The following is a 21,436-nucleotide window of genomic DNA, read 5'->3' on the forward strand; positions in this document are numbered from 1 at the left end:
GCGTCTGAGCATACCAGACGCGTTTTTGTGTAGATTACCAGCTATAGTGCAGGTTAACGCTGCCACTGAGATCGCTGAAATCGTTGTTTCCTTTCTGCCCTGTTGCCTGCGCGCTAATGTTCCATTGATTGTTGATAGCGGCCTGGATCCCGAGTTTTATTTCAGCGCGATCGGCGGGAAGATCCTGGTTTACCGCTGAGTTATCAAAGGATACCGCCATATCATCGGTCATATGTAGCCAGTTGACTTCGGCGAATGGCTGAAGAACCGCATTGGTTGTCGGTGACGAACCCTCGACGCGAAGACCGAGGCGAGTGGTCCAGTTTTCGCTATTTTGACCGTCAATACGCGTATTGTGTGCTTGCACGCTGTCCGCTTTGTAGCTTTGCCAGACAACCTGTAATTGCGGTATCAGACTTAACGATTGGTTACTGACGAAGTCCATCGTATATCGATAGCCGCTTTCCAGAGAGAGCGCGTTGGCGGTTGAGTCGTAATGTGTTGTTCCTGCATCACCGTTTTCAACGCTATTATCGTAGAAACCATATTGATACCAACTGTCGACATACCAGCCACGATGACGCATAGCATCAGCATACCAGGTTGCGTAAACGCCCAAATTGTAGCCGTCGATATCTCCGGTGGCTGAAAACTGGCTGCCATCTGCGCCGCGGTTTCCTGTGCTATCTGTACTGCCATTGATATAGCTTCCCATGAGTCCCAGCGTCAGACTTTGCTGACCGTTGTTCCAGGTGGCGATATCCCCGCCAAGTTGGAACTGGACGTAATCGCTGTCCATGTCGACATTTCCATCCGCAGCAGTAGAGTCCGTGTTTCCGCCTTTTACACGTAGCCATAAGTCGCCTTCATGTGAACGATACTGGCTATCTTCACGGTCGAAAAGCGTTTGCATTTGTAGCTCGCGAGCCAGCCACTGATTCCCCAGATAAGCGCCGATATCGGCACGGTATTGTGGATTTGATGGTTTACCGTCGCTGCCGCCGTCGTCGGGGTCGACAGGGGTTACGTCGCTGCCGCCGTCGTCGGGGTCGACAGGGGTTACGTCGCTGCCGCCGTCATCGGGGTCGACAGGGGTTACGTCGCTGCCGTCGTCGTCGGGGTCGACAGGGGTTACGTCGCTGCCGCCATCGTCGGGGTCGACGGGGGTTACGTCGCTGCCGCCATCGTCGGGGTCGACGGGGGTTACGTCGCCGCCGCCATCGTCGGGGTCGACAGGGGTGACGTCACTGCCATCGTCGTCAGGATCGACAGGAGTAATATCTCCCCCGTCATCGGGTGTCTCCGCCTGTGAGCGTAAATACCAATTTTCATTATCTTCGTATAAGCGATATTCGTACGGCCCAATCAGGACCCGATTGCCAAGCGAGAAAGCATCATCTGTTGATGTACCGCCAACATTCACAATTTCAATACCCTGGTCGGTGAATGCGCCTTCCCCTCCAGCCTGGTTGATGTACAGCGTGGTTTTACCGTCCACGTCACCCGCTACAATCAGTTCATCGGTCGGCGAGCTATCGTCGCCTAAATAAGTATTGAGTGTCAGGTTACCGCCAGTGCCAGTGTAGTTGCCGTTAATAGTCAATGTATTGCCCGGCGTCGTCCCGGAGCTTGCGATATTGCCCTTGTTGGTGACATTACCGTTTATGATAAAACCGCTTTGGGCGGCAGTATTATTGCCAAAGCGTAATGTTCCAGCGTTGTCCACGTTGCCGTTAACGGTGCCATTGCCACCTAAGGTTGAACCTTGCCCGACGGTGACATACTGTTGACTGCCTGCGGCACCAATAACGCCTATCTCTGTTAGCCATAACGTCCCCTCCTGCACGGCGGTGGTACCGCTATAGGTGTTATTCGACGTCAGAGTGAGTGTGCCTTCTCCTTTTTTGGTCAGGCTCTTACCATCCCAACCGCTGCGCGTGTCTGATGCGACGTCTTCCAGTTGGCTATTGACAGTAAACTGCTTGCCGCCATCGAGGGTGAATGTGCCGTGAGCAGGGGTGGCGACGGAGCCAGACTGTCCGGCATACCAGCTCAGGCCAACACCCAATTGGTATTGGGTGTTATCTGTGGCGCTGGTTTGTCCGAATACTGACAGGTAATCCGGCATTGAGTCAGTATCCGTTGATAAGCTGGCAAAATCTCCGGTGATTGCAGTGTCTGTATCAATCAACGTAATAGTTTCAATGTCTTGTAATTGAGCGTCAGAGGTGAGTGTGCCGATATCCAGCGCGTTGCCGCTATCACTGATATGTAAATCACCGTCTAACGCAATCTCACCCCCGGTAATCAATGGTGCGCTATTGGCGCTGGCCAGGGCTGTTGCGCTAAGATCAACATTCAGGATGCTACTTTCCTGCAACGTCAGGCTATTAGCATGTAATGTGCTGTCGGCTGCCAGTTCTACGGTACCCGCATTGTCCAGCGATGTCAGGGTTGAACTGTCAGTAACGAGCCATTTTCCTTGATCGGCGAGCGTAAGGTTAAGCTCAGAGTCCAGGCCCCGGGTGTTAAAGTCGTGATTGATGGATGTTGCGCCCTCAAAATAAGATCCCGCATCCATTGTCAGATTGATATATCCCCAGCCGCTGTTAACGATGTCGCCGATAATCGTCATTTTTCCCGTACCGTTGATGGTGCCACCGGGCAATATATTGCTGCCGGACGACACTTTAGGTACCCAGATAGCGATTCCATCGTCGTTGGTTTTAATCGTTGTGTCACCACTCAGATTGACGATGCCGCCCTGTTGAACCATAACGCCAGAAGCGTTGCTGGCTCCTGTCATGTCGATGTTCATGTTGCTGGCATTAATAATGCCTGCGCGGGTAAAACTGTTATCGCCTATAGCCGAAAGCCCGTAGGAATTGGCTCCGTTCATAATGATGTCGGTATTGGAGATATTAATAGTTGAGCCACTAAATTGTGCTGATGCGCCATAGCCTCCCGAGGCATAAATTGTGTTTCGATTATCCTGAGAACCGTTGAAATTGATCGTTGATGGGTCAGAAAAAGATGTGTTGGCTACCAGCCCGTACGTTTTGGCGGTGTCGCTTCGTCCGTCGATCGTACTGCCTTCACCAATATTAACGACGGTGGCATACATGCTACTTTGGGCTGTTATCGCTGTTCCTTGCGCGGTTTTTACCGTCAGGTTATCCGCGTCAAGTTCCCCGTATCCTCGGCCAGTGAGGTAAATAGTTGATGCCGTTCCGGTGGCGCTGATGGAACTGCCGGAACCGAGATCTACCAGACCTCCCTCTATACGGATACCTTCGGTTTTGCCGCCGGTCACTTCAATTGTCAGGTTTTCGGCATGTGCTGCGGCAGTGACGTCTTCTTTTTTTGTCGCCGAATAATCTCCGACAAACAGACCATATCCTTCGGAAAAGCCTGCCACTGTTATGGTCGAATCGTGGCCAAAGTCGATGTTGCCTGAGATGTCTGCGCCGCGGCCACTTGTGTGTCCTGTAGAGGTAGTGGATACATCGATCGTCAGGTTATTAGCAGCGATCTGACTTCCCCTTCCTGACGTCAATCCATAGGCCGTTCCACCTGGAGTGGAGAGCGTTATCTTACTGCCTTCACCAAGATTAATATGGTTGTTTGACCCTGTCTGGATTCCATAAATCATCACAGTATTTGCTGAGTCTAACGTTGTGACATCAATAACCAGGCCGTTCGCGTTGAGCGTTGTATCTTTGCCGAAATAGAGACCACTGCCTCTCTCGGTACCACTGTTGATTTCTATGTGGGTGTTGTCTCCCAGATTGAGCGTGGTTTTCTCTGCCCTGGAGGTATCGATACCCGTCGCTTTACCGGCGGAGTTGGAGGTTACATGAATGGAACCGCCATCCATGGTGAATGTATTACCGCCATCATAGAAAAAGACACCGGTGCTATTTCCGCTCAGGGATTCAACGTTGATTTTGCTTCCTTGCCCGAAGTCGAGAGATGAATCCATACCGTGAATATAAACACCATAGGCGGTGTTGTTACTGGCAACGTTAATTAATAGATTGTTGGCATCGATGCGAGTACCCGGATTTACTTTACTAATGTAAACACCATTTGTTGAGCTTGTAGTGGTTGAACCGGTATCGGTTACGTTAATCTGTGTATCGTTTCCTAAATCATTTATCACACCGTTATCGAGTTTAACGCCGATTGAACCGCTATCCCCCGTAACGTTAATTGATGCCTTACCCTCAATTTGCACTCCTTGACCACCAGTCACGGTGCTATCGATACCCGTCTCTCCTGATAATGACGTTATAGTGTCACCATTGTTCAGGATGATGGTTTCTCCGCTCTGTGGCCCTTTATCTGCGGCAAGGGCGGCGCTGGTCATGATGCCGACGGTTGATAAAAGCACCCCGGCAACGGTGGTTCGTACCCGGTTATCACCACGAGAGCGTTCTGACACGACGATGAACATGTTTCGCGCGATATTCCAGACAATGCGATAGCATTTATTCATTATTTATATCCTTATAAAATTATGCCGCCATTAATGAACAACATTCTGCGCAAAATGATTTTGGATGTTTCTATGTTTGCCTTTGAAATATATATCAAAAGGTGGTGGTGATAATTTTATGTAATTTCACTTAATCAATGTTGCTTTGGATTATAGGTAGGGGATATCGCTAAAGGTAGCTTTTGATGTCTGATTTTTTCATCAGGATTAATAAAAGCACTCCATGTATAAAAAGTGAGAATATCCTAAGGTTATTCATGGTTTTATAATTAAGGATGTTACTACTTATTATTTTAAAATAAGGCATATCGCCAGAGTGATGAAATGCTAAATAATTATAATTTACTGTAAATATATCTATGTTGATGATGAATTCTGTAATTGGCCTCTTGGGCAAGCAAAACGCTGGCCCAGCCGCATAAGTAACGTAATTGTTTCAGCTGTAGTTGTAGCAAAGGTGATCCAGTTAACAATGCAATGTAAATAGTCAGTGATGTCTCAGGTTTATGTGGTTGTCAGGTTGTTAAAATCAGGAAAGATGTTATAGAAACAAAATGTAACATCTTTCTGGATCACGCAAACGGACAACAACTATGAATAAATCAGGGAAATACCTCCTCTGGACATTGCTCTCCGTTATCGGAGCATTTGCCCTGGGATATATTGCGTTAAATCGTGGTGAACAGATCAACGCGTTGTGGATAGTCGTGGCGTCAGTCTGTGTCTACCTTATCGCTTACCGTTTCTACGGCCTGTACATCGCGAAAAATGTACTGGCGCTGGACCCGACGCGTATGACGCCAGCCGTGCGTCATAACGATGGTCTGGATTATGTACCCACCGATAAAAAAGTACTGTTTGGTCACCATTTTGCGGCGATTGCCGGAGCGGGTCCGTTAGTTGGACCGGTGCTGGCGGCGCAAATGGGCTATCTGCCGGGTATGATCTGGCTGCTCGCCGGGGTGGTACTGGCAGGGGCGGTGCAGGACTTCATGGTGCTGTTTGTTTCTACCCGTCGCGATGGTCGTTCCCTTGGCGAACTGGTGAAAGAAGAGATGGGCCCAACGGCGGGTGTTATTGCGCTGGTAGCCTGTTTTATGATCATGGTGATTATCCTCGCGGTACTGGCGATGATTGTCGTGAAAGCGCTGACCCACAGCCCGTGGGGAACTTACACCGTAGCGTTCACTATCCCGCTGGCGATTTTTATGGGGATTTACCTGCGCTATCTGCGCCCGGGCCGCATTGGTGAAGTGTCGGTTATTGGTCTGGTATTCCTGGTGTTTGCCATTATTTCCGGCGGCTGGGTAGCGGAAAGCCCGACCTGGGCACCGTACTTTGACTTTACCGGCGTACAACTGACCTGGATGCTGGTGGGCTACGGTTTTGTCGCCGCCGTGCTGCCGGTGTGGCTGCTGCTGGCCCCGCGTGATTACCTCTCTACCTTCCTGAAAATCGGCACCATTGTTGGTCTGGCGGTAGGGATTCTGATCATGCGTCCGACGCTGACCATGCCAGCTCTGACCAAGTTTGTTGACGGTACTGGCCCGGTCTGGACCGGTAACCTGTTCCCGTTCCTGTTTATCACCATTGCATGCGGTGCGGTATCTGGCTTCCATGCGCTGATCTCCTCCGGAACCACGCCGAAGATGCTGGCGAATGAAGGGCAGGCTTGCTTTATCGGCTACGGCGGAATGCTGATGGAATCCTTTGTCGCCATTATGGCGCTGGTTTCCGCGTGCATCATCGATCCGGGCGTGTACTTTGCGATGAACAGCCCGATGGCGGTGCTGGCTCCTGCGGGCACGGTTGATGTAGTGGCTTCTGCGGCACAGGTAGTCAGTAGTTGGGGCTTTGCTATTACGCCAGATACTCTGCACCAAATCGCCAATGAAGTGGGTGAGCAATCCATTATCTCCCGCGCAGGTGGTGCGCCGACGCTGGCCGTCGGGATGGCGTACATTCTGCATGGCGCACTGGGTGGCATGATGGATGTGGCGTTCTGGTATCACTTCGCCATTCTGTTTGAAGCTTTGTTTATTTTGACGGCGGTTGATGCCGGTACACGCGCTGCGCGCTTTATGCTGCAGGACTTGCTGGGCGTGGTGTCACCGGGCCTGAAACGTACCGATTCGTTGCCTGCGAACCTGCTGGCGACGGCGCTGTGCGTACTGGCCTGGGGTTACTTTTTACACCAGGGCGTGGTGGATCCTCTGGGTGGTATTAATACCCTGTGGCCGCTGTTTGGTATCGCCAACCAGATGCTGGCAGGTATGGCGTTGATGCTCTGTGCTGTGGTGCTGTTCAAGATGAAACGCCAGCGCTACGCGTGGGTGGCACTGGTCCCAACCGCCTGGCTGCTGATTTGTACCCTGACCGCTGGCTGGCAGAAAGCATTTAGCCCGGATGCAAAAATCGGCTTCCTCGCTATCGCCAACAAATTCCAGGCGATGATCGACAGCGGTAACATTCCGGCGCAGTACACCCAGTCGCAGCTGACGCAACTGGTGTTTAACAACCGCCTGGATGCGGGTCTCACCATCTTCTTCATGGTAGTCGTTGTGGTGCTGGGTCTGTTCTCCATCAAAACTGCGCTGGCAGCATTGAAAGAGGACAAACCAACTTCGAAAGAGACGCCGTACGAGCCGATGCCTGAGAATGTCGAAGAGATCGTGGCGCAGGCGAAAGGCGCGCACTAATATTCTCTTAACCAATGAGCCCTCTCCTGAATGGGGAGGGCGTTTGTACGACAGGGAATCACTATGTTTGAAACACTCTCCAAAGCCGGGAAGTATTTAGGTCAAACCGCCCGATTAATGATAGGTGTGCCGGATTACGACAACTATGTTGAACATATGCGCGTCACGCATCCGGACCAAACGCCAATGACCTACGAAGAATTTTTCCGCGAGCGCCAGGATGCGCGATATGGGGGGAAAGGCGGCGCGAAGTGCTGTTGATTTTTTGCCGGATGGCACTGACGCTTATCCGGCCTACAACATCGCATTTGCCGTTATAATTAGTCGTCGTAGGCCTGATAAGGCGAAGCCGCTATCAGGCATCCCATACCCTAATCATACCGTAAACGATTCTACCTTTTCGAATGCTGCGCGCAGTGTCTCCGGCGTTAACGTTACCGGCAGGGCGTGAATGGACTCCACCGGGCGCAGGGTGTGCGTAATCACTTTGTCGATTTCTGCGCGATTATTGATGTCCACGTCCAGTTGAGCTAATCGGGTGGGCAGGTTGAAGCGCTGATAGGCGGTAATTAACTGCGCCAGCACGGCATCTTGACCCAACAACGCACTCTGCACCAGGATGCCGTACGCCACTTTAGTGCCATGTAAAAACTTCTCTGTTTGTGGGAGGACGGTCAGGCCATTGTGAACAGAATGCGCCGCCGCCACGCGGGTGTAGCGCTCGCCCAGACCACCAACCATGCCGCCTCCGGCAATAATCGCATCCACTACATCGCAAAACGTGCGGCTTAACGAGCCTTGTTGTTTATCTGTCAGCGCCTGCTCGCTGCTTTCCAGCAGGACGTCGCGGATCGTCTGCGCGGCATCTATACCCAGACGAACAGTTAATGGCAGGTTTTCTGGCTGAGGCGCAAGCACGACGGCCTCGTACCACTTCGCCAGCGTGTCGCCGATCCCCGCCAGTAGATATTCCTCTGGCGCATTGAGAACGATCTCGGGTTCGACCAGAACGAGGAAATTGGCATCAGGGAAAATTTCAAAATGCAGCGCCTGGCCTGCATCGTTATACCAGACGGAGAGCGGCGTCCAGGCGGCGCAGGTCGCCGCAATCGTAGGAATACCGACAAACGGCAGATCCAGACGACGGGCCAACGCTTTAGCGGTGTCGAGCAATGTTCCTCCGCCCACGCCAATCACCACGCTGCGATTATCTCCCGACTCTTTTGCCAGTTGAGCAACATCGGTTTCGCTGCAATGTCCCGTAAACAGCAGGCGCTTAGCCTCGGCGAGATGAAATGTCTCTGGCAGATAAGGGCGGGCCGCATCGATAGCGCGCTCACCATAAACCCACACGGCGCGTGAAAGTTGGTCGGTAGTGAAAAAATCGTTGAGTCTCGACAGGCTGCCGGGATGGGAAAAATAGTTGGCCGGGCCGGTGACGACGCGAATCTCTGTATTACTCATGTTGTGTTGTCCTTTGGCTGTCCTGTCCAGGCAGGTTATTTTTATATAGACGTCTGAACGTCTTGATTGCCAAATACTAGCATCGTGTTATAGTGGCTTCAACCACAACATCACACGCTGGGATAACAATAATGAGTAATAACCCGCTGATTCCGCAAAGCAAACTGCCTAACCTGGGCACTACTATCTTCACGCAAATGAGTGCGCTGGCGCAGCAGCATCAGGCCATTAATCTCTCGCAGGGATTTCCTGATTTTGACGGTCCGCTCTTTTTGCAGGAGCGTCTGGCGTATCACGTCGCGCACGGTGCAAACCAGTATGCACCGATGACGGGCGTGCAGCCGCTGCGCGAAGCCATCGCGGATAAAACGGCAGACCTGTACGGCTACAAACCCGACGCGAATAGTGAAGTGACCATCACGGCGGGAGCCACAGAAGCGCTGTATGCCGCGATCACTGCGCTGGTGCGCCCAGGTGATGAGGTGATTTGTTTTGACCCGAGCTACGACAGCTATGCGCCTGCGGTTGAATTATCCGGCGGGGTGGTTAAACGTATCGCGCTGCAACCACCGTCTTTTCGCGTCGACTGGCAGGCTTTTAGTGCCTTACTCAGCGACCGTACCCGATTGGTTATCCTGAACACGCCACATAATCCTTCTGCCACCGTGTGGCATCAGGCCGATTTTGACGCGCTGTGGCAAGCAATTAAAGAACGCGAGATCTTTGTCATCAGCGACGAAGTTTATGAGCATATCTGTTTCGCCAGGCAAGGGCATGCCAGTGTGCTGGCACATTCAGAGCTGCGGGAACGCGCTGTTGCTGTTTCATCGTTTGGTAAGACCTACCATATGACCGGCTGGAAGATTGGCTACTGCGTTGCGCCAGCAGCCATTAGCGCTGAGTTACGCAAGGTACACCAGTATCTGACGTTTTCTGTCAACACGCCGGCTCAGTTGGCACTGGCGGATATGCTACGAGAAGATCCTGCACACTATCGCGAGCTGCCTGCGTTTTATCAGAAAAAACGCGACGTGTTGGTGAACGCGCTGCGTGACAGCCGACTGGAAATTCTGCCGTGTGAAGGCACGTATTTTCTGCTGGTCGATTACAGCGCCGTTTCCACGCTTAACGACGTGGAATTTTGCCAGTGGCTGACCACTGAAGTGGGCGTTGCGGCGATACCGCTGTCGGTGTTTTGCGCCGATCCTTTCCCGCATAAACTGATTCGTCTCTGTTTTGCCAAGCAAGAATCGACGCTGTTAACAGCAGCTGAACGTCTGGTGTCGCTGTAGCTATTTCACCGTCCAGGCTTTGGAGAATCGACGGTCGGCGAACAACTCTTGCAGACCGTTGATTTGCTTCAGGCGTAACACCTCGTCGTTGTCCATGCCGAGATCCTTGCTAATTCTTTCTTCACTCCATCCCAGTTGCGATAGCTCGCGGACAATCTCGGACATGGCGTGGATTTGATGACGCCCACGGGCGCGGTTGTGGCGAATGGTCGCCGCCATACGCTCTTGGCGTTCTCGTTCTAAACAGGCAACCGGCAGGTATCCTTTAAGCCTGGGCCTCAGTGAGGCTTTGGCTTTACCTAACTCGTGGCGGTGGAAACCGTCGACAATTTCGTATTCCTCTGCCGTTGAGTGAACCACCACAATGGGCTGTGTAAACCCGTCTGCTTCAAGGGACTTCAGCAGCAGCTTTTTCTCCGGTGGCGCAACGTTATTGGGGTTGTAGTCATTGGGTGAAATGTGATCATTTTTAACCCAAAGTACGCAATCTACGGGTTCCTCGCGAAAGGGACTGACGCTGTGTATCGCCCGCCTGAATTCATTGATGGCTTCAATTCGTTCTTCTTCTGACAGGCCAGAAAGAAAGCCGAGGAGTTCGTGAGTTAGTCGGTGTTGCATAAGATTCCCCATTCCTGGCGTTTTGTTTTCATACGTTCGTTATAGCGTTGGTAGTTTTTGGGTTTCGTTGGACTGAATGAAAGTGCCCGACACCAGTAATCATTATTCAACAGGACTTTGCAGATACGTCGCCATGAAGGAATATCTTTCGAACCAATATCGCCTTCCTGGGTTTGCGGGATATTATCCATGCCTTTTTTCTTATACCACTGCAAATAGACGGCGATTTTATTGCGGTAATGCTCTGCTGTAGTCTCCGGCATGCTGTTCAATAGCAGCATGGCATATTCCTGCCAGCTTAAATGCTCTGGTTTAAGTATTTTCCGATGACCGTAAAAATGGTTGTCATGACCGGCATAAATACCCCCGCTTTTAACACCGCTGACACGGGCGCACATAGCCGCCCAGCGCTCGGGTTCAATGACATGATATAGCCATAATCCCTGACGCTGTTCCGGGCCAAAGGGTTCGCAAATGCGCATATATCGTGTCGGGACCCCGGCCTGGTACATCAGATTATACAGGGGGTTACACGGTAATTTTGACTTCGCAAACCACGTCCAGATGTCGGCTGTTTTCCAGTCATACAGCGGGTAAATATACCAGGTGTGTCCACCAGGTGCTGCAGTCGTCCACGGCTTGTCATCGGCAAAACGCTGCTTTTGCGAGTTGGCAATGGCAACAAAGCGGTTATATGACTCATCGGCGCGGATGCCCACCATCATGGCAGCCGGTCGTTTCTGCGAAAACCAGTCAGCGAACTCACGAACAAATTGTTCAAAGGTCATGCCGGGTTGATAGAAGGAGAAATATTCAGGATCGGTTATGGCATCTGCGGGCGGCTGGCGAACCCATTGCGTACCCGGCTCCCAACACTGCCATTCGGGTTGAAATTGTGACAGTGAATTCTGCGTCGTCAGCGGTAATGCCACCCAATAGAAATTTTCGATGACATCGGAATAATTCTCGCGCAGCGCCTGGATATAATCGATAGTGCAGGAAAACTGCGCCTCCCAGTCGATAAACAAGACGTTTATTTTTTTCTGTAACTGGCGGGCAATGGCGGCGGTTAGATGTAACATCAGCCCCGAATCTTTACCTCCAGAGAAAGAAACGCAAATGCGTGGCAGAGCCTCAAGCGTCCAGGCGATACGATCCTGTGCGGCTTCGAGAACGTTTTGATTCAATGGTATTTTATAAACAGACATATCAAGACCATATCAGAGATTTTTATTGTTTGTATTAATAAGAGATGCACATTATTACGATATGCCAATTTATATAGTATGCAATATTTAAATATATATTTAATTTATATGTGTTGCCTTGTTACATTCTGAAAATGAATTAAATGTACTGATGAGAAATTGCAATACGATTTACAGACCTTCTGAGGAGATTTGATTTATATATGCAGCGAATGCTTTGTTGTTAAGCGACGCCCTGTTATACATTAAAAATAGCTGGACGCTGGGTAGATTAAAGTCAACACTAATCTCTTTGAGATTAAGTGCAGTCGCATAGTGATCGTACATTAATTTAGGAATCAGACCAATAATATCCGTGCTGGAAATAATATTAACGATTGATGTCAGAGAATCGCTACTAAATCCAATCTTACGATTAACAAAAAAAGTATTGGCTTGTGATTGACATTCTTTAATACCTTTCTCTTCGGTGAGTAAGAAGGTGAATTGCTCTTGCATAATTTGTTGCAGGGTGCTTGAGTCATTCATTCTGGGATGGTCTTTTCTGCAAATCAAAACACTCTCGATAGTCTTAAAAGGGATGCAAACGACGGAACGGTTATGGACCGGCATCATCGTAACCACCATGTCGGCCTTGCGGTAAGCCAGTATGTTTTCAGCAGTTTCTGCCGACATTAAGATATCGTGATGTTCGACTTCAATATCTGAATCTTGTACCAGAGCATGAATTAATGTCGTCACATTTACGGTGGTTGTAAGTTGTGGGCTGTAAATAATGAATTTATTTTTCAGCTGGGCACCATGCATGATGCTTATTGTTTGCTCCAGTTGATTAAGGTTTTGCTCAAGATGATGATGAAGATTAATACCCGTCACCGTGGGCGTAATACCTTTGCCGGAGCGAATAAATAAAGGGTCGTTAAACTGCGTACGCAGTCGTTGCAATGACTGACTTACAGCTGATGGCGTGATGTACAGCGTTTCTGCAGCCTTGCTGATGCTCAAATGTTGATATATGCATTCAAATATAATCAACAGGTTGAGATCGAACTTTTTGAGGTCATAGAGGTTAGCCATGCGTACTTTCCTGTGATGGTAATGTAGTGAGAAATTCAATTGTGGAATAGTTTAAATGGTAATTATTCTTGAAATTTATGTTTGTGTGCTTAATGAATAATTAACTTTAGCTAAAATAGCACAAGTTGCGTAATTTTCAGCAGGAAAGTTAATTTAAATGAGTGATTGATATGAGAACGATAACAATCACTCATCTTGTTACTTTTATTTATTTCCCATGATAATGTTTAATTTTTCTTTATCCGGTAAGCCTACTTCCTGTTGTAACGTATCGTCTTTACTCATGTAATAGATAGCCGGCGTTACGTTGGCCCCCAAATCATCCATCAACTTTTGGTTGATATTCAGTAACTTCATTTGCTCCGCTGGGACCGAAGCCGGGATTTCCAGCTTCATTTTCCCACCGGATGCCTCATAGTCATGCCAGGTTTTGGCCGGATCTTTGGTTGCCAGAATTGCAGCGGCGGTGGCCGGACTTTCAGGTTTAATTACGCCAACCAATAATGTACGCAACTGAACTTTACCGGATTCTACCCACGGACGCGCCTGCTGCCAGAACTGTTTACAATAGGGACAGAAGGGATCGGCAAACACGTACACAATAACCGGTGCCTCTTTTTTCCCGTCCAGAATCCACGACGCTTTTTCCATTCGCTGCCACATTTCACGTCCGGCAGGGGCATAGATCTCTTTTTCTATGAGCGAATTACTGAGGTTTTCGCCTTTTTCATTATACATGTAGCCTGAGATGGCATGTTTACCGTCAGGCGTGACATAGATAGTGACCCCCATGTCCTGGTATTTTCCCAGATAGCCTTTCATTCCACCCGGAGCATCGAAAGGCTTCAGGATGGTAATACCCTGTTTCTCAATAGCTTTAACGGGAGCAGGCAGTTCTTCGGCATGCACCACGGCAGGGAGCAGGGTTAAAAGTAAGGTACGTTTAAACATTGATTTTCCTTATAAAATCAGCAGGAAAGGGGGCTTAATTGCAAAACCTATCGCAGCCATAGGTAAGATCGACGGTCCATCGATTGCCCTTTCTTGAGTTGGGTGATGTAATCCCAATCGCTGTTACGACCTTTGTTAAGGTAGTGTAGAGCGCAACACATAGCCAGCCCTGCTGGCACTGACGTTACCTGCGGGTAGCTCGGGTAATGAGGCTCCCTGCATAGGGGGCCTTTTTTACTTTTGTCTTTTAGGTTCGATTGAGTAAGTTGTTAGTTAACGCTTATTGATTTGATAAAGGAAACGCATTAGCCCTGCTAAGAGATTTTCGTTAACTTATCTCTCAACGAAAACACGGAGGAAGTACAGATGTCTTTGATTAATACCAAAATTAAACCTTTCAAAAACCAGGCGTTCAAAAACGGTGAGTTCATCGAAGTAACCGAGAAAGATACCGAAGGTCGCTGGAGCGTCTTCTTCTTCTACCCGGCTGACTTTACTTTCGTATGCCCGACCGAACTGGGTGACGTTGCAGACCATTACGAAGAACTGCAGAAACTGGGCGTAGATGTGTATTCCGTATCTACTGATACCCACTTCACCCACAAAGCATGGCACAGCAGCTCTGAGACCATCGCGAAAATCAAATACGCGATGATCGGCGACCCGACTGGCGCCCTGACCCGTAACTTCGACAACATGCGTGAAGATGAAGGTCTGGCTGACCGCGCAACCTTCGTTGTTGACCCGCAGGGTATCATCCAGGCAATCGAAGTTACTGCTGAAGGTATCGGCCGTGATGCATCTGACCTGCTGCGTAAAATTAAAGCAGCACAGTATGTCGCTTCTCACCCAGGTGAAGTTTGCCCGGCAAAATGGAAAGAAGGTGAAGCAACCTTAGCTCCATCTCTGGATCTGGTTGGTAAGATTTAAGTCGCATAATTTGTAGGCCGGATAAACGTAGTGCATCCGGCATTCCACAGGCGCAAATCTGCGCCTGTTTTATTCCAGCACCATGACGCAAGTTGCATTAATGCAGTCCCGCAAAATCGGCTTGCATGATGATGTTTTCAGAGAGGGAAGAAGAATGCTCGACACAAATATGAAAACCCAGCTCAGGGCTTATCTTGAGAAACTGACCAAACCTGTTGAGCTGATTGCTACGCTGGATGACAGCGCTAAATCGGCAGAAATCAAGGAACTGCTGACTGAAATTGCTGAACTGTCAGAAAAAGTCACCTTTAAAGAAGACAATACTCTGGCGGTGCGTAAGCCATCGTTCCTGATTACCAATCCCGGTTCTCACCAGGGACCGCGTTTTGCCGGTTCTCCGCTGGGTCATGAGTTTACCTCTCTGGTGCTGGCTCTGCTGTGGACCGGCGGTCACCCGTCAAAAGAGGCGCAGGCGTTGCTGGAGCAGATCCGCGATCTCGACGGTGATTTTGAATTTGAAACCTATTATTCGCTCTCCTGCCACAACTGCCCGGACGTGGTGCAGGCGTTGAACCTGATGTCGGTACTGAACCCACGTATCAAACATACGGCGATTGACGGCGGTACATTCCAGAACGAAATCACCGATCGTAACGTGATGGGCGTACCGGCGGTGTTTATGAACGGCAAAGAGTTCGGCCAGGGTCGTATGACGCTGACTGAGATCGTGGCGAAAGTAGATACCGGCGCAGAAAAACGTGCGGCTGAAGAACTGAATAAGCGCGATGCTTATGACGTGTTGATTGTCGGTTCTGGTCCTGCGGGGGCGGCGGCAGCGGTGTACTCTGCACGTAAAGGCATTCGCACCGGTCTGATGGGCGAACGTTTTGGCGGTCAGGTACTTGATACCGTTGATATTGAAAACTACATCTCAGTACCGAAAACTGAAGGTCAGAAACTGGCAGGTGCGCTGAAAGCACACGTTGATGATTATGATGTCGATGTGATCGACAGCCAGAGCGCAAGCAAACTGATCCCGGCAGCGCAGGAAGGCGGTTTGCATCAGATTGAAACAGCCTCCGGCGCGGTGCTGAAAGCACGTAGCATTATCATCGCCACCGGCGCGAAATGGCGCAACATGAACGTTCCGGGTGAAGATCAGTATCGCACCAAAGGTGTAACCTATTGCCCGCACTGTGATGGTCCGCTGTTTAAAGGTAAGCGTGTTGCGGTAATTGGCGGCGGTAACTCCGGCGTTGAAGCGGCTATCGACCTGGCAGGTATTGTTGAACATGTGACGCTGCTGGAGTTTGCTCCTGAAATGAAGGCAGACCAGGTGCTGCAGAATAAGCTTCGCAGCCTGAAAAATGTCGACATCATTCTGAACGCGCAAACGACAGAAGTGAAAGGCGATGGCAGCAAGGTCACTGGCCTGGAGTATCGTGACCGCGTGAGCGGGGATGTTCACAATGTGGAACTGGCCGGTATCTTTGTACAGATTGGTCTGCTGCCGAACACCAACTGGCTGGAAGGCGCCGTTGAACGTAATCGCATGGGTGAAATCATCATCGATGCCAAGTGCGAAACCAGCGTGAAAGGTGTTTTCGCTGCCGGTGACTGCACCACCGTACCGTATAAGCAGATTATCATCGCGACCGGTGAAGGCGCGAAGGCCTCGTTGAGTTCGTTTGATTATCTGATTCGCACGACAGTAGCATAAAAAGAGTAAGACTCACCTGCAATGCCAAAACCGCCAGTCATCCGCTGGCGGTTTTTTATTTCCATATACTCACATTGTCAATTCTTGAAACAATAAACCGTATAAAACATTCACTTAATTAGCCTGATCATTATTTTCATCAAAGAAAGAGAGGGCGTTATCTTTATTATATTAACCTGCGTTATTTTTTCATTTGTTGTGTGAATAAATGGTTGGTTAATTCATGGGTGAAGTATATGAAACCCTGACGATCTTTGAATCGACAGGGTTATTGTTACGTGATTTTTTTATCTCTCACGATAGTTGCACGCTGAAAGCGGCTTATTCAGCTTTAGATACAAATGCCTCGGCGCTAACAGAGCAGGAGTGGCTGGAAGCGGAGTACGACTTCAATGCGCTGTTTGTCGGACCGCAGAAGCTAAAGGCCGCGCCGTTTGCCTCGGTTTATCTTGAAGAAGATGCCCTTGTAATGGGTAAATCAACCCTTAGCATTCGGGAATTCATGGCAAATATAGGGTTATCTATAAGTGTCGTGAATAATATTCCGGATGATCATATTTCCTGTGTATTGGAATTGGCGGTTTTATTATCAGCTAATGCCAGAGCATCGTCAGAATACCAGGTGACCCTTACTCGATATGCATCTGAGTATGTCGCGGTGTGGGTGCCCGAGTATATAGAAAAAATAAATATAAATGCACAAACCGCCACGTTGAAAAACGTAGCTGGAAGATTGTCTTCTTGGCTTGATGAATTAAAAACGAGAGTATCAATATGAGTAATGAACCGGGAGTTCTGAACAGACGTTCATTTTTGAAAGGGTTGATTGCCCTTGGCACGGTCGCAGCCCTGCCAGGGGGATTGCTGACTTCACGCTGTGCATTGGCGCAACCGCCCATTCCATTTAACCCCAAAACCTACAAAATCTATCGTAACGCCTGTCCGCGTAACTGCTATGACACTTGTAGCCTGAAAACCTGGGTGAAGGATGATGTCATCACCTTTGTGGAGGGGGCGCCTGAGTCAACGTTTACGCATGGAACTCCGTGTGTGAAGGGACTGAGCTACCCGCGTCGGGTATACAGCCCGGACCGCATTAAATATCCGATGGTTCAGGATGTTCGCGGCAGTGGGAACTGGCGTCGTATTTCCTGGGACGAAGCAATGCAACGCATTGCGACCAAGATGCTGGAGATTAAAAAGAAAGACGGTTCAATGCTGGGTCTGGCGATGACCAAATATTCCGGCAAATTTGGGGTATTGAACTATGCGGTTGAAGGGATGATGTCTTCGCTGGGTTACACCACGCGTTTTGCCGGAACACCTTGCTGGCCAGCCGGTATCGATGCCCAGAACTACGATATGGGTGATATGTGGTGTAACGACCCGGAAGATTTTGTGAAAGCAAAATACATCATTATCTGGGGCGCTAACCCGGCCTGGTGCTCTATGCACACCATGAAGTATATCTACCAGGCGCGGGAGAAAGGGGCGAAAGTGGTCGTTATCGATCCGCTGTTAACCCAGACCGCTGCGAAAGCCGATCTCTATTTACGCGTTCGTCCTGGTTCTGATGGTGCGCTGGCGCTGGGTATGGCACGTCATTTGGTGGATAAAGGTCTGGTGGACCAGGATTTCGTCAACAACTATTCCCATGGTTACCCGGAATTCGAAGCCTATCTGCGCAACAGCGTTACCGTAGAGTGGGCGTCTGAGATTTGCGGGCTGTCGGCGGATGTTATTCGCCAGTTGGCGGAAGAATTTACCGCGGTTAACCCTGCTACCGTGTGGATTGGCTACGGCATGCAGCGTCATGTTAACGGCGGCGCTAACGTACGGGCGATCGATGCCTTTGTGGCAATGACCGGCAATATTGGCATTGAAGGCGGTGGCGCTCGCTACGGCCACCTGCATACCTGGGGCTTTAACTACAATGCCATGCTGCAGAAGCCACCGGTAGGCTCCATCGGTATGCCAGGTGCAGCGGGAACTACCAGCGAGTTTGGTTCTGCGGGGGAAGTCGCACAGTATTCCGATCGCTCATTGAATATCAACCAGACCGCCAAGGGAATTCTGGAAGCCAACGAGCCGCCTGTCCGAATGCTTTGGGTTGCCTGTAAGAACCCGTTTGCTCAGGATTTTGATCGCAGCAAGATGGAAAAAGCATTCGAAAAACTGGAAATGGTGGTCTGTGCCGATCAGTTCTTTAACGAGACCGTCCAGCATGCCGATATCGTTTTGCCTGTCACCACGGCCTTTGAAGAGTGGAACGTAGACGCCTCATATTGGCACTACTGGCTCTCAATCAACCAGCCTGCAATTAAGCCAATGTACGAGGCAAAATGCGATCTGGAAATCGCCGTTTTACTTTCCCGCACAATCAACAAGCTGGAGCCGGGTTCTTGCACATTCCCGCAGGAGTTCAATCATAAGCGTTGGCTGGACCAGGAATTCAATGACGGAATGGCCAAAATGTTTGGCATCTCCTCCTGGGATGACTTACTGGATGGCCCGAAAAAAGCCATTTTGCCGAGTTCTGCGGCCTGGTATGACCGCAAATTTAAAACCCCCTCAGGAAAGTTTGAGTTCAGATCTGAGCTGTGTGAGAAAAATGGCCATACGGCGCTGCCGGAATACAAACCGGAGGCGAAAAGCACGCTGCCATTCCACCTGTTTACACCGCATGTGCAGTTCGGTATCCATTCCCAATTTATCAACCTTGACTGGATGCAGGTCTTCTATCCGGAGCCGTTTGTCTATATGCATCCGATTTCCGCAGAAAAAAGAGGCATTGCCGAAAACGACCTGGTGAAAGTGTTTAACACCGTAGGTGAAGTAGAACTGCGTGCGAAGGTGACCGCTAACGTTCCGGAAGATTTCCTGGTGATGTACGAGGCGTGGTTCCCGAAACGGAAATACAACGTTCAAAACGTGGTGGCGGATACCCCAGCCGATATGGGGTTGATGAAAACCGGTGCGCCAGGTGCGGCTATCCACAGTCAGTTTGCGGACATCATTTTGATCAGTAAAGGAGCAGCGGCATGAGACGCGCGTTTTTAGTTAATAGCGATAAATGCATCGGCTGCCGTGGCTGTGCAATGGCGTGTAAGAGTTTTAACCAGTTGGAACCTGAACGTTTCTGGCGCTATGTCTACCCGCTGGATAAAGAAATTTATCCGCATGAAGAGCGGGCGTTCTATTCGCTGGCCTGTAACCACTGCGAAAACCCGGCCTGTCTGGCGGCGTGTCCGGTAGAGGCCTACACCAAGCGTGAAGATGGTGTCGTGGTGCATAACCCGGAGCGCTGTATTGGATGCAAAAACTGTATCCGCAACTGCCCATACGGTGCGCCGCGTTTTAATGAGGAGACGAAGAAAGCGGAAAAATGCAGCATGTGCTACGAGCGTCTTGATGTTGGTATGCAACCGGCTTGCGTGAATGCCTGTCCGGTAGGTGCGCTGACGCTTATCGATCTGGATGCCGATCCTATACCTGACAATGCCGTACAGTATCCGCCGGGATTCCCGCGTATGCCGCAGCTTAATCCTGGCACGCGTTTTATCCTTGCGCGTCAGCCGAAGCAGTCGGAGGGCAAGTAATGGAAAAGTATGAACTTCCGCTGGTTATTTTTACCGTATTGAGCCAGATGTCGGTTGGGATCACGCTCATTCTGACGCTACGCACGCTGCAAGGAAAACTGGAAAGCAAACGCCTGTACTGGCTGGTAAGTGGGCTGGTTCTGGCGGTGGCGTCCGTTGCAGCGATCCTGCACCTTGCGCATCCGGATCGCGCCTACGATGCCCTGATTAACCTGCAGCACGCCTGGCTGAGCCGTGAAATTCTTGGCGCAACCTTATACGGTGCGGCGGTCGGGGTGACGTTTTTGGCAAAAGGGCACAAAGCGCCAGCTGTTCTGGCCTCTGTTCTCGGTATCGCGCTGGTGGCGGTGCAGGGGATGACCTATGCTGCCCCGGCAATGGTGGCGATAGCCAACGGTCTGACAATGCTGTTGTTCTTTATCACGGTGTGGGTGATGGGGTGTGCGGCGATTCCACTGCTTAACCTTGCACCTGCCGTTGCCGCATTGCGCCAGGGGATTGTTGTGTGTATGGCGGTCATGATCGCCGCGCCCATTATCTGGCTAAGCGGCGGCACTATCATGCAGATGACGGCGCATGCCTGGCTGACGTCGCCGCTTTATCTGGCGAGTCTGGTCTGTCTGGCGGTGGCCTTTGTGCTAAGCCGTCAGGGAGAGCGTCGCGCAAAAGCGATTTTTGTCCTGCTGTTTGTTGGCATATTCCTGAGTCGTCTGACGTTCTTTGGCGATACGATCAGCACCATCGTGAATATCGGTCATTTGTATTGATCGTGAGGTAATAAAAACCCCTGTCAGGCGTTAACCTGGCAGGGGTTTTCTTTAGCGAATCAATGGCAGTTAACGAACAACCAGCACTGGCAAAGTCGCGTGACGGACAACGCTGGAAGCGTTTGAGCCGAGCAGATGGGTGCTGATTGATGGGTTACGCGACCCAATGACAACGACATCTGCATTCAACTCTTCACCCAACTCGTTGACCACGTCACGGACGCTGCCAAAGCGGACGTGTTGCTTAATACGGGAAGGATCGATGCTGAAGTGACCGACCATCGTTTGCAGACGGGTTTCCGCTTCGTGTTGCAGATGCTCTTCAAAACGACGGACATCGGCCGCAAAGCGATGCAGACTTAGGCTCGCTGAGCCTGGCAGCACATGCAGCAGATGGATAACCCCTTTATCCTGGGCCAGAAATTCTGCATGGCGAATAGCCTTGTCGCTCAGTTCCATTTCGAATACATCAACAGGCATTATGATTGTGTTGTACATAAACATTCTCCTTGTCATTACATGAACACATAACAGCATAGTATTAAAAATGATTCTGTCAGTCACGACACAGATTTATGTTTTGCGAACATGAAAGAAAGCGAGGAGCAGGGAG

16 protein-coding genes are annotated in these 21,436 nt (G+C 50.2%); 9 read left to right on the forward strand and 7 right to left on the reverse strand.

Going from position 1 to position 21,436, the window contains the following annotated elements; all coding sequences use genetic code 11:
* Positions 1 to 34: 34 nt before the first annotated feature.
* A complete protein-coding gene (locus OGV98_RS15935) occupies positions 35 to 4,498 on the reverse strand; it encodes an autotransporter outer membrane beta-barrel domain-containing protein (RefSeq protein WP_202580692.1) in 4,464 nt (1,487 codons plus the stop codon).
* Between the two features lie 593 nt (positions 4,499 to 5,091).
* Between OGV98_RS15935 and cstA the strand changes: the two genes are divergently transcribed.
* Both cstA and OGV98_RS15945 read left to right on the forward strand, forming a co-directional pair.
* Positions 5,092 to 7,197 (forward strand): pyruvate/proton symporter CstA, encoded by a 2,106-nt coding sequence (gene cstA, locus OGV98_RS15940; protein WP_003022061.1) that lies wholly within the window; start codon positions 5,092 to 5,094, stop codon positions 7,195 to 7,197.
* Between the two features lie 63 nt (positions 7,198 to 7,260).
* On the forward strand, positions 7,261 to 7,458 hold the full coding sequence (locus tag OGV98_RS15945) for a YbdD/YjiX family protein (RefSeq protein WP_006685574.1): 198 nt from the start codon (positions 7,261 to 7,263) through the stop codon (positions 7,456 to 7,458).
* A 114-nt stretch (positions 7,459 to 7,572) separates the two neighbouring features.
* Here OGV98_RS15945 and OGV98_RS15950 read toward each other — a convergent pair whose 3' ends face one another.
* Positions 7,573 to 8,661 (reverse strand): oxidoreductase, encoded by a 1,089-nt coding sequence (locus OGV98_RS15950; protein ID WP_003835631.1) that lies wholly within the window; start codon positions 8,659 to 8,661, stop codon positions 7,573 to 7,575.
* A gap of 131 nt (positions 8,662 to 8,792) precedes the next feature.
* On the opposite strand from OGV98_RS15950, the gene OGV98_RS15955 reads away from it, so the two are divergent.
* Positions 8,793 to 9,953, forward strand: a complete 1,161-nt coding sequence (locus OGV98_RS15955) for a pyridoxal phosphate-dependent aminotransferase (RefSeq protein ID WP_003835629.1) — start codon at positions 8,793 to 8,795, stop codon at positions 9,951 to 9,953.
* On the opposite strand, the gene OGV98_RS15960 is transcribed toward OGV98_RS15955, so the two are convergent.
* The 4 genes from OGV98_RS15960 to dsbG all read right to left on the reverse strand — a co-directional run bounded on the left by OGV98_RS15960 (position 9,954) and on the right by dsbG (position 13,807).
* On the reverse strand, positions 9,954 to 10,571 hold the full coding sequence (locus tag OGV98_RS15960) for an IbrB-like domain-containing protein (protein WP_106107871.1): 618 nt from the start codon (positions 10,569 to 10,571) through the stop codon (positions 9,954 to 9,956).
* Positions 10,556 to 11,779 (reverse strand): phosphoadenosine phosphosulfate reductase, encoded by a 1,224-nt coding sequence (locus OGV98_RS15965; protein WP_202580691.1) that lies wholly within the window; start codon positions 11,777 to 11,779, stop codon positions 10,556 to 10,558. Before OGV98_RS15965 ends, OGV98_RS15960 begins: the two co-directional genes overlap by 16 nt.
* A 171-nt stretch (positions 11,780 to 11,950) precedes the next feature.
* Entirely contained in the window at positions 11,951 to 12,856 is a 906-nt protein-coding gene (gene citR, locus OGV98_RS15970; protein WP_032936897.1) for a DNA-binding transcriptional repressor CitR, read from the reverse strand.
* Positions 12,857 to 13,060: 204 nt separating this feature from the next.
* Positions 13,061 to 13,807 (reverse strand): thiol:disulfide interchange protein DsbG, encoded by a 747-nt coding sequence (gene dsbG / locus OGV98_RS15975; RefSeq protein WP_016149767.1) that lies wholly within the window; start codon positions 13,805 to 13,807, stop codon positions 13,061 to 13,063.
* 366 nt (positions 13,808 to 14,173) lie between these two features.
* Between dsbG and ahpC the strand changes: the two genes are divergently transcribed.
* The 6 genes from ahpC to OGV98_RS16005 all read left to right on the forward strand — a co-directional run bounded on the left by ahpC (position 14,174) and on the right by OGV98_RS16005 (position 20,823).
* Positions 14,174 to 14,737 (forward strand): alkyl hydroperoxide reductase subunit C, encoded by a 564-nt coding sequence (ahpC, locus tag OGV98_RS15980; RefSeq protein WP_002894394.1) that lies wholly within the window; start codon positions 14,174 to 14,176, stop codon positions 14,735 to 14,737.
* A gap of 154 nt (positions 14,738 to 14,891) precedes the next feature.
* Complete coding sequence (gene ahpF / locus OGV98_RS15985; RefSeq protein ID WP_003835619.1) at positions 14,892 to 16,457, forward strand: alkyl hydroperoxide reductase subunit F; 1,566 nt, start codon at positions 14,892 to 14,894, stop codon at positions 16,455 to 16,457.
* A gap of 223 nt (positions 16,458 to 16,680) precedes the next feature.
* The gene (locus tag OGV98_RS15990) at positions 16,681 to 17,235 is read left to right on the forward strand and encodes a TorD/DmsD family molecular chaperone (RefSeq protein WP_044712727.1); all 555 of its coding nucleotides are present in this window, start codon (positions 16,681 to 16,683) and stop codon (positions 17,233 to 17,235) included.
* Positions 17,232 to 19,502 carry a molybdopterin-dependent oxidoreductase gene (locus OGV98_RS15995; RefSeq protein ID WP_003835615.1) on the forward strand — a complete coding sequence of 757 codons (2,271 nt, stop codon included), beginning with the start codon at positions 17,232 to 17,234 and terminating at the stop codon, positions 19,500 to 19,502. Before OGV98_RS15990 ends, OGV98_RS15995 begins: the two co-directional genes overlap by 4 nt.
* Complete coding sequence (locus OGV98_RS16000; protein WP_032948789.1) at positions 19,499 to 20,056, forward strand: 4Fe-4S dicluster domain-containing protein; 558 nt, start codon at positions 19,499 to 19,501, stop codon at positions 20,054 to 20,056. Before OGV98_RS15995 ends, OGV98_RS16000 begins: the two co-directional genes overlap by 4 nt.
* The gene (locus OGV98_RS16005) at positions 20,056 to 20,823 is read left to right on the forward strand and encodes a dimethyl sulfoxide reductase anchor subunit family protein (protein WP_016149771.1); all 768 of its coding nucleotides are present in this window, start codon (positions 20,056 to 20,058) and stop codon (positions 20,821 to 20,823) included. The genes OGV98_RS16000 and OGV98_RS16005 overlap by 1 nt, the downstream gene beginning before the upstream one ends.
* A gap of 69 nt (positions 20,824 to 20,892) precedes the next feature.
* Here OGV98_RS16005 and uspG read toward each other — a convergent pair whose 3' ends face one another.
* The gene (gene uspG, locus OGV98_RS16010) at positions 20,893 to 21,321 is read right to left on the reverse strand and encodes a universal stress protein UspG (RefSeq protein ID WP_003022101.1); all 429 of its coding nucleotides are present in this window, start codon (positions 21,319 to 21,321) and stop codon (positions 20,893 to 20,895) included.
* Between the last annotated feature and the right edge of the window lie 115 nt (positions 21,322 to 21,436).

Origin of the sequence: Citrobacter sp. Cf136 (genome assembly GCF_030333815.1) — a bacterium.
Classification (GTDB): domain Bacteria; phylum Pseudomonadota; class Gammaproteobacteria; order Enterobacterales; family Enterobacteriaceae; genus Citrobacter; species Citrobacter freundii.

Bases quoted from the DNA above. Each gene is read 5' to 3' on its own strand.
- OGV98_RS15955 (WP_003835629.1), top strand. From the start codon at position 8,793: ATGAGTAATAACCCGCTGATTCCGCAAAGCAAACTGCCTAACCTGGGC.
- dsbG (WP_016149767.1), bottom strand. From the start codon at position 13,807: ATGTTTAAACGTACCTTACTTTTAACCCTGCTCCCTGCCGTGGTGCAT.
- cstA (WP_003022061.1), top strand. From the start codon at position 5,092: ATGAATAAATCAGGGAAATACCTCCTCTGGACATTGCTCTCCGTTATC.
- OGV98_RS15960 (WP_106107871.1), bottom strand. From the start codon at position 10,571: ATGCAACACCGACTAACTCACGAACTCCTCGGCTTTCTTTCTGGCCTG.
- OGV98_RS15995 (WP_003835615.1), top strand. From the start codon at position 17,232: ATGAGTAATGAACCGGGAGTTCTGAACAGACGTTCATTTTTGAAAGGG.
- OGV98_RS15945 (WP_006685574.1), top strand. From the start codon at position 7,261: ATGTTTGAAACACTCTCCAAAGCCGGGAAGTATTTAGGTCAAACCGCC.
- uspG (WP_003022101.1), bottom strand. From the start codon at position 21,321: ATGTACAACACAATCATAATGCCTGTTGATGTATTCGAAATGGAACTG.
- OGV98_RS16005 (WP_016149771.1), top strand. From the start codon at position 20,056: ATGGAAAAGTATGAACTTCCGCTGGTTATTTTTACCGTATTGAGCCAG.
- ahpF (WP_003835619.1), top strand. From the start codon at position 14,892: ATGCTCGACACAAATATGAAAACCCAGCTCAGGGCTTATCTTGAGAAA.
- ahpC (WP_002894394.1), top strand. From the start codon at position 14,174: ATGTCTTTGATTAATACCAAAATTAAACCTTTCAAAAACCAGGCGTTC.
- OGV98_RS15990 (WP_044712727.1), top strand. From the start codon at position 16,681: ATGGGTGAAGTATATGAAACCCTGACGATCTTTGAATCGACAGGGTTA.
- citR (WP_032936897.1), bottom strand. From the start codon at position 12,856: ATGGCTAACCTCTATGACCTCAAAAAGTTCGATCTCAACCTGTTGATT.
- OGV98_RS15965 (WP_202580691.1), bottom strand. From the start codon at position 11,779: ATGTCTGTTTATAAAATACCATTGAATCAAAACGTTCTCGAAGCCGCA.
- OGV98_RS15935 (WP_202580692.1), bottom strand. From the start codon at position 4,498: ATGAATAAATGCTATCGCATTGTCTGGAATATCGCGCGAAACATGTTC.
- OGV98_RS16000 (WP_032948789.1), top strand. From the start codon at position 19,499: ATGAGACGCGCGTTTTTAGTTAATAGCGATAAATGCATCGGCTGCCGT.
- OGV98_RS15950 (WP_003835631.1), bottom strand. From the start codon at position 8,661: ATGAGTAATACAGAGATTCGCGTCGTCACCGGCCCGGCCAACTATTTT.